This is a genomic window from Methylibium sp. T29 (assembly GCF_000576205.1).
GTDB classification, from domain to species: Bacteria; Pseudomonadota; Gammaproteobacteria; order Burkholderiales; family Burkholderiaceae_C; genus Methylibium; species Methylibium petroleiphilum.
This window is the reverse complement of record NZ_AZND01000136.1, coordinates 1-9,428: the sequence shown is the minus strand read 5'-3', so window position 1 is coordinate 9,428 and position 9,428 is coordinate 1. Positions and strand designations below refer to the sequence as shown.

General features: G+C 71.2%; 11 protein-coding genes and 4 pseudogenes. 10 read left to right on the top strand and 5 right to left on the bottom strand.

The genetic code is table 11. From position 1 onward, the window contains the following. The 7 genes and pseudogenes from x551_RS27480 to x551_RS14785 form a co-directional block, all read left to right on the top strand. Nucleotides 1–257: pseudogene (locus x551_RS27480) on the top strand (hypothetical protein); the annotation flags it as partial. Continuing rightward, nucleotides 233–1,123 (top strand): amine dehydrogenase large subunit, encoded by an 891-nt coding sequence (locus x551_RS14810; protein ID WP_310732295.1) that lies wholly within the window; start codon nt 233–235, stop codon nt 1,121–1,123. The pseudogene x551_RS27480 and the gene x551_RS14810, both read left to right, overlap by 25 nt. A gap of 17 nt (nt 1,124–1,140) precedes the next feature. After that, nucleotides 1,141–1,701 (top strand): MauE/DoxX family redox-associated membrane protein, encoded by a 561-nt coding sequence (locus x551_RS14805; protein WP_051512053.1) that lies wholly within the window; start codon nt 1,141–1,143, stop codon nt 1,699–1,701. Continuing rightward, entirely contained in the window at nt 1,698–2,294 is a 597-nt protein-coding gene (mauD, locus tag x551_RS14800) for a methylamine dehydrogenase accessory protein MauD (RefSeq protein ID WP_036235093.1), read from the top strand. Before x551_RS14805 ends, mauD begins: the two co-directional genes overlap by 4 nt. 104 nt (nt 2,295–2,398) lie before the next feature. After that, nucleotides 2,399–2,899, top strand: a pseudogene (locus x551_RS14795) (methylamine dehydrogenase light chain). Nucleotides 2,900–2,924: 25 nt separating this feature from the next. Further along, nucleotides 2,925–3,410, top strand: coding sequence for a cytochrome c (locus x551_RS14790; protein WP_036235091.1), 486 nt, complete (start codon nt 2,925–2,927; stop codon nt 3,408–3,410). Between the two features lie 56 nt (nt 3,411–3,466). Further along, nucleotides 3,467–4,432, top strand: coding sequence for a helix-turn-helix domain-containing protein (locus x551_RS14785; protein WP_036235089.1), 966 nt, complete (start codon nt 3,467–3,469; stop codon nt 4,430–4,432). Nucleotides 4,433–4,454: 22 nt separating this feature from the next. Here x551_RS14785 and x551_RS14780 read toward each other — a convergent pair whose 3' ends face one another. The 5 genes from x551_RS14780 to x551_RS14760 form a co-directional block, all read right to left on the bottom strand. Continuing rightward, complete coding sequence (locus tag x551_RS14780; protein WP_036235087.1) at nt 4,455–5,522, bottom strand: PHB depolymerase family esterase; 1,068 nt, start codon at nt 5,520–5,522, stop codon at nt 4,455–4,457. Between the two features lie 31 nt (nt 5,523–5,553). Next, nucleotides 5,554–5,973, bottom strand: a complete 420-nt coding sequence (locus tag x551_RS14775) for a CopG family transcriptional regulator (protein ID WP_036235085.1) — start codon at nt 5,971–5,973, stop codon at nt 5,554–5,556. Between the two features lie 75 nt (nt 5,974–6,048). Then, nucleotides 6,049–6,300, bottom strand: coding sequence for a hypothetical protein (locus x551_RS14770; protein WP_036235083.1), 252 nt, complete (start codon nt 6,298–6,300; stop codon nt 6,049–6,051). Between the two features lie 10 nt (nt 6,301–6,310). After that, the gene (locus x551_RS14765) at nt 6,311–6,583 is read right to left on the bottom strand and encodes a hypothetical protein (RefSeq protein WP_036235081.1); all 273 of its coding nucleotides are present in this window, start codon (nt 6,581–6,583) and stop codon (nt 6,311–6,313) included. Between the two features lie 90 nt (nt 6,584–6,673). Next, nucleotides 6,674–7,066 carry a tautomerase family protein gene (locus x551_RS14760; RefSeq protein WP_011830230.1) on the bottom strand — a complete coding sequence of 131 codons (393 nt, stop codon included), beginning with the start codon at nt 7,064–7,066 and terminating at the stop codon, nt 6,674–6,676. 251 nt (nt 7,067–7,317) lie between these two features. Here x551_RS14760 and x551_RS14755 point away from each other — a divergent pair. The 3 genes and pseudogenes from x551_RS14755 to x551_RS14745 form a co-directional block, all read left to right on the top strand. Further along, nucleotides 7,318–8,180: pseudogene (locus x551_RS14755) on the top strand (pirin family protein). 394 nt (nt 8,181–8,574) lie between these two features. After that, a pseudogene (locus x551_RS14750) lies at nt 8,575–8,976 on the top strand (Spy/CpxP family protein refolding chaperone); the annotation flags it as partial. An 88-nt stretch (nt 8,977–9,064) separates the two neighbouring features. After that, on the top strand, nt 9,065–9,428 hold a 364-nt coding region (locus tag x551_RS14745; protein WP_036249197.1), incomplete at its 3' end, for a response regulator.

The following is a 9,428-nucleotide window of genomic DNA, read 5'->3' as shown; positions in this document are numbered from 1 at the left end:
CCGCGGCGCCGGTGTCCCCGGCCCGCCCGCAGCCGGCCGAGCTGCCGGTCGAGACGCTGTCGACCGGGCCGATCGCCGCATCGGCGACGGAGCGCGTGTACGTGGCCGATGTCGCCGTGAGCCACATCTCCGACGGCCGCATCCGGGTGTTCGACGCGCGGCACGGCCGCTTCCTGGGCATGGTGTCGACCGGCTACGTCGCAACTTCACGCTCAGCGCGAACGCCGACGAGCTGTACGTTGCCACCACCTACCTGAGCCGCGGCTCGCGCGGGGAGCGCGTGGACGTGCTGGAGGTGCACGACACCGAGAGCCTGGCGTTCAAGTACGAGATCGCGCTGCCGGCCAAGCGGGCGCAGGCGCTGAACTACCGGGGCCTGGTGCGGGCCAGCGGCAACGGCCGTTTCGTGCTGGTGCAGAACGCCACCCCGGCGACGTCGATCACCGTGGTCGACCTGCAGCAGCGCAAGGTGGTGTCCGAGGTGCCGACACCGGGCTGCTGGGGCATCCTGCCGGCGGCCAGCCATGGCAGCCGCTTCTCGATGCTGTGCGGCGACGGCAAGCTGGCCACCGTCACGCTCGACGACAGCGGTCAGGTCAGCGACCGCCAGATCGGCGAGGCCGTCTTCGATGCCGACGCCGACCCCTGGTTTCACCACGCCGAGCAGCTGGGCGACCGCTACTGGTTCGTGTCCTTCAAGGGCGTGCTGACCGAGGTGGACCTTGGTGGCGCGGTGGCCGTGGTCAAGTCCGCGAGGCCGCTGGTCGGTGCCGCCGGGCAGCGCGCCGGCTGGCGGCCCGGCGGCTACCAGCCGTTCGCCATCGACCCGTCCGGCCGCTGGCTGGTGGTGGCGATGCACGACAAGGGCAGCGAGGGCTCTCACAAGCGCCCGGCGCGAAGGCTGTGGATGTTCGACATGGCGGCCGGCACGCGCGTGGCCAGCGCACCGGGACAAGGCAGCGTGTCGCTGACCTTCTCGCGCAGCGGCCAGCGGCTGCAGGCGCTGGACGGCGAGAAGGGCGCCCTGCACGTCTGGCGCTGGGGCGAGCGCGGCAAGCTGACACCGATCAGCAGCGTGGCCCGGGCCGGCGAGGCGGCGATCCACCTCGAATCGCACGACTGAGCCCGGGCCGCTGCATCATGCCGTTTCCGCTGCCGTCCTTCGATCCGCTGCCGGTGTGGATCGCCGCCGCGGCGCTGGCCGCGCTGTTCGCGCATGCGGCCCTGGCCAAGTGGGCCGACCTCGCGCTGTTCGAGCAGCAGCTCTCGGTCTATGGGGTGCCGGCCAGCACGGTGCCCGCGCTGGCCCGGCTGCTGCCGCCGCTCGAGCTGTCGACGGCGCTGCTGCTGGTGGCCGGTCCGTGGCGACCGCTCGGCGCGGGGCTCGCGGCCGCGCTGCTGCTGCTCTATGCCGGCGCGATGGGTTACCACCGCTGGCGCGGACAGGTGCTCGATTGCGGTTGCGGCGGCGAGCCGCTGCCGGTGTCGTGGGCGCTGGTGCTGCGCAACCTCGGGCTGGCCGCGCTGGCGGGGCTCGCCGCCTCGGGCCTCGGCGCGCGGCCGATGGCCGGCGTCGACATGGCAGTGGTCGTTGCCGCCACGGCGCTGGCCGCCCTGCTGTATGCGGCGATGAATCAGCTGCTGCGCCACCGGGCCGGCGGGCGCGGCCTTCGTTCTCTGTTCGGGAGCTCTTCCTCATGAATGCCTTGACGGTCTCCGTTGTCCTGTTGTGGGCCGCCGTGCTGGTGCTCGGCGTGATGCTCTGGGCGCTGTCGCGCCAGGTGGGCATCCTCTACGAGCGGGTGGCGCCGATGGGGGCGCTGGTCACCGACGCCGGTCCGCCGGTCGGCGCGCCGTCGCCGAGCTTCGCGTTGACCAGCCTGCAGTCCGAGCCGGTCACCATCGGCGGCGTCCAAGCCGGGCCGACGCTGCTGTTCTTCCTCTCGCCGACCTGTCCGGTGTGCAAGAAGCTGATCCCGGTGCTCAAGGCGCTGCTGCGCGACGAAGGCCGCCGACTGCGCATCGTGCTGGCCAGCGACGGCGAGGCGACGGCGCACCGTAGATTCGTGCGCGAATACGGACTGGACGCGCTGCCCTACGTGCTGTCGACCGAGCTGGGCATGAGCTATCGCGTCTCGCGGCTGCCCTATGCGGTGCTGCTGGACACCCAGGGCGTGGTGGCGGCGAAGGGCCTGGTCAACTCGCGTGAGCAGTTCGACAGCCTGCTCAACGCCCACGAGATGGGCGCCCCGACGATCCAGCACTACCTGAGCGGCACGTCGGCGGCGGCCTGAGCTGCACGACATTCCCGTCGTCGACCCGGCCCATTCACGGAGGACGTTTCATGCGCTGGCTCTTCAAGCTGATCGACCGGCACGCCGAGCATGGCGTGCGCCAGATGGCGCACCGGCACGGCCGGCGCAGCCTGCTCGCGCGCCTGGGCGTGGCGCTGGTCGGGGGGCGCCGTGCTGCCGATGCTGCCGTTCGACCGCAGCGGACAGTCGTCCGGGGCCGCCCACGCGGCGGAGCCATCGCCACGCAAGGCCGCCAAGCCCGACCCGCGTGAGGATCCGCTGCAGTGCGAGTACTGGCGCTACTGCGCCTTCGACGGCTACCTGTGCACTTGTTGCGGCGGGTCGCTGACGCAGTGCCCGCCGGGCACCGAGGCCTCCAAGGTCAGCTGGATCGGCACCTGCCTGAATCCGCAGGACGGCCGCCAGTACCTGGTGTCCTACAACGACTGCTGCGGCAAGGGCTCGTGCGGCGAATGCCTGTGCAACAACAACGAGCGCGAGCGCCCGGGCTACCGGCTCGGCGTGCACAACGACATCAACTGGTGCATGGCCAACACCAGCCGATGTTCCATTGCACGACGGCCATCATCGCCGGCGTGGCGTGACGGCGGGCACCGCGCCCCGGCTCCGATGACGCGGCTGCGTGGGTTCGCCCTGGCGCTGCTGCTGGCGGGCGGTGGGTCCGTGCTGCAGGCGCAGTCGCTGGGGCGACAGGCCGTGCCCCGCGCGCAGGCGGAATCGGTGGCCGTGACCACCAGCGTGCGCAGTCAGTACGTCGTGCATTGCGCCGGCTGCCACGGGCTGGACGGCGCGGGGTCGCGCATCGGCAACGTGCCCGACATGCGGCAGCTGGGCCATTTCCTGCGCCTGCCGGGCGGGCGCGAGTTCGTGATCCGTGTGCCCGGGGTGATGGGCTCGGGCCTGAACGACCGGCAGGTGGCCGACGTGACCAACTGGGTGCTGACCACGCTGGCGCTGGCCTCGCTGCCCGCCGACCACGTGCCCTACGACGCGGCCGAAGTGCAGCGGGCGCGCAGCAATCCGCTGGTGGACGTGGCAGCGGCGCGCGCCGGGCTGCTCGAAGAGGCCCGTCGGCGCGGCGTGCCGCTGGACTGAGGCGCGCCGCGCACCGAGGCGACACGCCGTCGCCCAGCGCCGTGCTACAAGGGCAGATGGCTCTCGTGCTGGATCACCAATCGGCCGATGTCGACGACCAGGCGCAGGCGCTGAGCGGTTGGCAGCAGCGCTACGAGCAACTCGGCCGCGGCCGCTTCCGGGGGTCGGCGCGGCAGGTGGTGATGGCCGGCGGCACGGTGCTGCGCGAGTCCACCAACCGCCAGCTGCGCGAGCAGATCCGTCCGCCCTCCGACTGCCTGGTGCTGGCCATCCCGCTGTCGGTCGCGCCCGGTTCGGTGTTTGCCGGCCGGCCGCTGGACGGCGATGCATTGATGGTCATCTCGGGCCACGAGGAGTACGAGCTGGTGGCGGCCGGCGAACTCGACCTGCTGGCGCTGTCGGTCGACCGACGGCGGCTGGGCGGCATGCTGGCGCCCGAGGAGATCGAGTGGCTGGCGCGGGCTGAACGCCAGCGGCGCTGGGCGCTGGCCCCCGACACCGCCGGCGCGGTGCGCAGCCAGCTGCTCGCCGTGTGCTCCGCCGCCGGCCGCTGTGCGCCCGGTGCGGTGATCGACATCGAGAACGAGCCGGCGCTGATCGGCGCCACGCTCGCGCACACGGTGGCGCTGGCGATGTCGGACGGCGGCGCCGACCGCGGCGCGGTCGGCATTCCGCGGCGTGCCGACTCGCGGCTGCGGGTGGTGAAGCGCGCCATCGAATTCATCCGCGCCAACCTGCAGGAGGACATCGGCATCCCCGAGATCTGCGCGGCCGCCTGCGCCAGCCGCCGCAGCCTGCAGTATTGCTTCGAGGAGTTCCTGCACACCACGCCGCAGGCCTATCTGCGCGCGCTGCGCCTGAACGAGGCGCGGCGTCGCCTGAAGCAACCGGGCGATCAGCCCATCACGCTGCTGGCGTGCGCCATGGGCTTCAGCAGCGCGAGCCATTTCACGCGCCACTACAAGCTGATGTTCAACGAGCTGCCGTCGCAGACGCAGCGGCGGCGCACGCGCGACGCCTGAGGCCGCAGCAGACGACGGGTCCTCAGCGCGCCGGCGGCGGCAGCGTATGGGTGCGGAAGAAGCGCAGCATCTCCGCGCTCGCATCGGGGCCCTGGGCGTCGGTGTACGAGCCCTGCGTCGAGCCGCCGGCCCAGGCGTGGCCGGCGCCGTGCACGACCCAGTGTTCGGCGACCACGCGACCGTCGGCATCGCGGTAGCGGCGCTGCGTGTACTCGCGGCCGTTGGCACTGCGCGCGCGGGTGCTCTCGGGCGTGTCGCGGCCGGCGCGGGCGGCAACCGCGCGCTCGCCGTTGGACGGATGCACGGTGGCATCGGCATCGCCGTGGAACACGATGGTCGGCACGGAGGTGCTCCTGGCGACGCTGCCGGTGCCGCGCTTCATCGCCGCGAGTGCCGAGGGCAGGTCGGTCGCCGCACCGGCCGGCAGACCCGAGTGCACTCCGACCGCAGCGAACAGGTCGGGATAGGCGTCACCGAGGATGGCCGCCATCGCGCCGCCAGCCGACAGGCCGGCCACGTAGACGCGCTGGGGGTCGATGCCGTAGCGCGCCATTACCTCGCGCGTCATCGCAGCCAGCATCGCGGGCTCGCCGCGATCGCGCTGCTGGTGGTTGTGCTTGAACCAATTCCAGCAGCGCGACGCATTGGCGCGCTGCGTCTGCGCGGGATAGAGCACGAAGACGCCGTGCTCGCGGGCCGCGTCGTTCATGCCGGTGCCGGCCGCGAAGTCGTCGGGGTTCTGCGTGCAGCCGTGCAGCATCACCACCAGCGGCAGCGTTTGTCCTTGCCAGACCGGTGGCACGAAGAGCCGGTACTCGTGCGTACCGTTCACGTCGGTGTGGCTTCCGGCGATGAACCGACCGCCGGGCACGCTGGCCGGCGCCGGCTGCTGCACCGGCGGCGCGGGTTCGACCTGGCGCGCCTCGACGTCGATCACCAGGCAGTCGTCGTCGGGTGCGGCCGGCGTCTCGGCGGCGGTCGCCGAGCCCTTGCCGAGTGCGGCGCGAATCGATGCGGTGGCGCGCCGCAACTCGCCGGCCCGCGTGAGGCGGGCAGCCTCGGTCATCAGGCGCTGGAAATCGGGGTGCATGGGCTTCCTGGGGTTCGGTGGGCCGCACGCCTCAGCGGATGCGCGGGGCGAGCGCTGCCTTGACGGCCGGGCTGGCGTGCAGCGCCCCCAGCACCACCACCGACTCGACGGTGGCCAGCGCGAGTTCCGGCGTCACGTCGGCGGTGAACGATGCGAGGCCGAGCACGCGGATCTGCAGCGTCTGGCCTGCCGCCTGCACGGCGCGCAGGTCGCTGGCAGTGAACTGCTGGATGCCCAGCACCAGCGTCTTGCGGGCCACGGCCTGCTTCAGCACGTCGGCATGGCCGGCGAGCTGGTTGCGGACCGCGGTGCGGATCAGGTCGGTGCGGTTGGCATAGAAGCCGTCCTGGACGAGCAGGTCGATGTGACCGAGGTCCACATAGCCGATGTTGACGGTGACCTTCTCGTCGAGGGGCTTGGTCGCGGTGGAGAGTTGGCGTCGTGCAGGCATGACGCCATCCTATCACCATCCACTTGGATGGTTTTAAGGCAATTCCGAAAAAGGGATCGCCTGCGAGCCCCGCCTTCAACTGCTGACGGACTCTGCGCTCTCCTGGGCCGCACGGCGGCCTGCATCCATGGCGAAATGGAGCGCGGAGCGCGCATCCTTGAAGCGGTGGCCGCCGGCAAGGCGCTCGTCGCGGAACACCGCCACCGGCTCGCCGCTCAGCCCGCGCACCCGCATGATGACGACGGCGGCCAGGTAACCCCCGCCGGGGGCGTCGAGTGCCCCGCCGTAGATCCTGAAGTCGCCGCAGTCGCGCTCATCGAAATGCATGCGCCGGGTCTCAGTTGCGCTCGGGCAGGAGGGACAGCACGGCAGGCACCGTCTCGGCGCTGTCGAACTGGGCCGCTCGCGCGGCGTGCAGGGCCCGCACGTCCCCGACCCCCGGCAGCACCGTGTCGGCGCTGCAGATCGGGCACACGGCCGTGGTGTCGTCGTGGACCCAGGCCACCACGTCCTGGGGCTTGAAGCTACCCAGGCATGAATAGCAGCCGGCGATGGAAGACCGCGCCAGGGCGGCGCGGTTGTTGAAGGATTGGAGGTGGGTGTAACTCATGGCGTCTAGCCTAGGGCCCGCCCAAGGCAGGGGCCATCCCGCTTGAGGGGGAGAAGCTGGGGTGTCCAGGCCCGGCCTGCCGGGCATCGCTCAGCCGGGTGCAGGCGCGTACTGCATCTCGCCGTTGCCGAAGGACCAGTTCTCCTTGGCGACTTCGATCAGGTTGATGAAGACATCCTGTCGGCGCACACCCAACCTGGCGTGCAGGTCGTCGGCAACGCGCTTGTAGAACGCCTTCTTCAGCTCGATGGAGCGGCCCTGGTTCAGCGTGATCTGGATGAACACGATGCCCGGCGAATACTCGACGCCCAGATAGCTGGCCGGGAACACCAGTTCGCCCTGACCGTGTCGGGCGATGATCTGGAACTTGTCGTCGGCAGGCACGTTGATCAGGTCGGTCATGGCAGCGTAGATCAGCTGACCGATGTCGCGTCCCAGCGTCGGTGGGGCGTCATGCGAAATGTCGATTCGAACGAGTGGCATCGTGTCCTCGCGGAGGTTCGGGGTGAAGGGGATGGCAGGGCGCTGCAACGGCGACGGCCGGTCGGTGCCACTGTGTCACAGGCGGCGGTTCGCCGACGGCCTGGGGTTGTGGCGAGTCCGTCAACCGGGGCCTGGAACGGGTCCGGCGCCGGTTCCCTCCGGTCATTGAAGCCGCTTGAACCCTGCGTGCAGATTCGATGCGTTGCAGGCAGGCCGGGCCGCCCCAAACTCCTGCTTCAAGGAGATCCACCATGAAGCAGCTTTCGTTCGTTCGGCGCAGTCCGGGGCGCCATTGGGTCGGCGACGGTTTTCCGGTGCGCAGCATCTTTTCGTACAACGACCTCGCGGAGCCGATGTCGCCTTTCCTGCTGCTCGACCATGCGGGCCCGGTGGAGTTCGAGCCCACCTCCCGGCGGCTCGGTGTGGGCCAGCATCCGCACCGTGGCTTCGAGACCGTGACCATCGTCTACGCTGGCGAGGTGGAGCATCGCGACTCGACGGGCGCGGGCGGATCGATCGGTCCTGGCGACGTGCAATGGATGACCGCAGGCCGCGGCATCGTCCACGAGGAGTTCCACGGCCGCGACTACGCGCGTCGCGGCGGCCCGTTCGAGATGCTGCAGCTGTGGGTCAACCTGCCCGCGAAGGACAAGCGGGTGGCGCCCGCCTACCAGGCATCACGGCGGCGCAGATCCCGCACGTGGAACTGCCGGACGCTGCGGGCACGGTGCGCGTGATCGCCGGTGAACTGCAAGGCGTGGTGGGGCCGGCGCGCAGCTTCAGCCCGATCAACCTGTGGGACCTGCGACTCGTGGCGGGCCGGCCGGTGCGGCTGAGCGTTCCGGCCGGACACACCACGGCGCTGTTCGTGCTGAAGGGCGCGCTGCGCGCGGACGGCAGTGACACCGTGGTCGGCGAGGCGGAGCTCGCCGTGCTGGAGCGCGAGGGCGACACGCTGCAGATCGAGGCGGTGACGGATGCGACCTTGCTGCTGCTCGGAGGCGAGCCGCTGAACGAGCCCGTCGTCGGGCAGGGACCGTTCGTGATGAACACCCCGGCCGAGATCCGGCAGGCCTTCGTCGACTACCAGAGCGGACAGTTCGGCCGCCCATGAAAAGGTGGACAGCGCACGGCGCTGTCCACCACAAGGGAGCCGTCAGCGGGAGGAGGGGAGACGGGAGGAGAGACGGCTCCGTCAGCTCAATGTAGTGCGCCTGCGTGCTGCGGTCTGTAGGAGAACGGCTCGACCGGCGCTTCAAGCTAGGGCCCCCGGCGCTACACAGATCTTTACCGCCTGCGCAAGCGCGCTTCACCCCCGCGTCCGACCATGCATGCACCCCCTGAGGGGTTTGCATGGAAAGGACGCAAGATGAACAGCGACTCTCTCATTCCCCGCGGTCTGCGCGGCGTGGTTCTCGGGACGGCGATCGCGCTGGCCGGTGGCGCGAGCCTGACGGCCTGGGCCGTACCCGAGGGCGCACCGGCCCGCCCCGGCCGCGCACGGCGGGCCGCATGGCGGACCGGGCTTTGGCTGGGGCGCCTCGCCACGCCAGCTCGAGCGCCTGCTCGACAGCGTGAAGGCGACCGACGCGCAGCGCAGCCAGATCCGGCAGATCGCGCAGGCCGCGGCCGCCGACCTGAAGGCGCAGCGCGAGGCCGGCAGGGACCTGCGCGAGCAGCAGGCCCGCCTGTTCACGCAGCCGACCGTCGATGCGCAGGCCGTCGAGGCGCTGCGCCAGCAGATGGTGGCGCAGCATGACCAGGCCAGTCGGCGCATGAGCCAGGCCCTGCTCGACGCCAGCCGCGTGCTGACGGTGGAACAGCGTGTCCAGCTCGCCGAGCGCATGAAGGCGCGCCACGAACGCATGGAGCGCCACCACCGCGCGCCGCCGCCCGAACCCAAGGGCTGACGCGGCGGCCGGCGGGACCGGCCCGGCCTGCCGGGTCGGCTCCGCTGTTCTATCCTCCGGAGCCCGAGCTCCCTCGCCTAGCAAGACCATGAGTGCTCGACTGCTGCTGATCGACGACGACGCCCGCCTCACCGCGATGGTGGGCGACTACCTGCGCCAGGCCGGCTACGAGGTCGAGGTGGCGCCGACGCTGGACTCCGGCCGCACGCGGCTGGAGCGCGAGCTGTTCGACGCGCTGGTGCTCGACCTGATGCTGCCCGACGGCGACGGCCTCGACCTGTGCCGCGAGCTGCGCGCCGCACCGCGCACGCGCGCGCTGCCGCTGCTGATGCTCACCGCGCGCGGCGAGCCGATGGACCGCATCGTCGGCCTCGAGCTCGGTGCCGACGACTACCTGCCCAAGCCCTTCGAGCCACGCGAGCTGCTGGCGCGCGTCAAGGCCCTGCTGCGCC

Bases quoted from the DNA above. Each gene is read 5' to 3' on its own strand.
- x551_RS14785 (WP_036235089.1), top strand. From the start codon at position 3,467: ATGGCTCTCGTGCTGGATCACCAATCGGCCGATGTCGACGACCAGGCG.
- x551_RS14790 (WP_036235091.1), top strand. From the start codon at position 2,925: ATGACGCGGCTGCGTGGGTTCGCCCTGGCGCTGCTGCTGGCGGGCGGT.
- x551_RS14775 (WP_036235085.1), bottom strand. From the start codon at position 5,973: ATGCCTGCACGACGCCAACTCTCCACCGCGACCAAGCCCCTCGACGAG.
- x551_RS14780 (WP_036235087.1), bottom strand. From the start codon at position 5,522: ATGCACCCCGATTTCCAGCGCCTGATGACCGAGGCTGCCCGCCTCACG.
- x551_RS14770 (WP_036235083.1), bottom strand. From the start codon at position 6,300: ATGCATTTCGATGAGCGCGACTGCGGCGACTTCAGGATCTACGGCGGG.
- x551_RS14760 (WP_011830230.1), bottom strand. From the start codon at position 7,066: ATGCCACTCGTTCGAATCGACATTTCGCATGACGCCCCACCGACGCTG.
- x551_RS14765 (WP_036235081.1), bottom strand. From the start codon at position 6,583: ATGAGTTACACCCACCTCCAATCCTTCAACAACCGCGCCGCCCTGGCG.
- x551_RS14805 (WP_051512053.1), top strand. From the start codon at position 1,141: ATGCCGTTTCCGCTGCCGTCCTTCGATCCGCTGCCGGTGTGGATCGCC.
- mauD (WP_036235093.1), top strand. From the start codon at position 1,698: ATGAATGCCTTGACGGTCTCCGTTGTCCTGTTGTGGGCCGCCGTGCTG.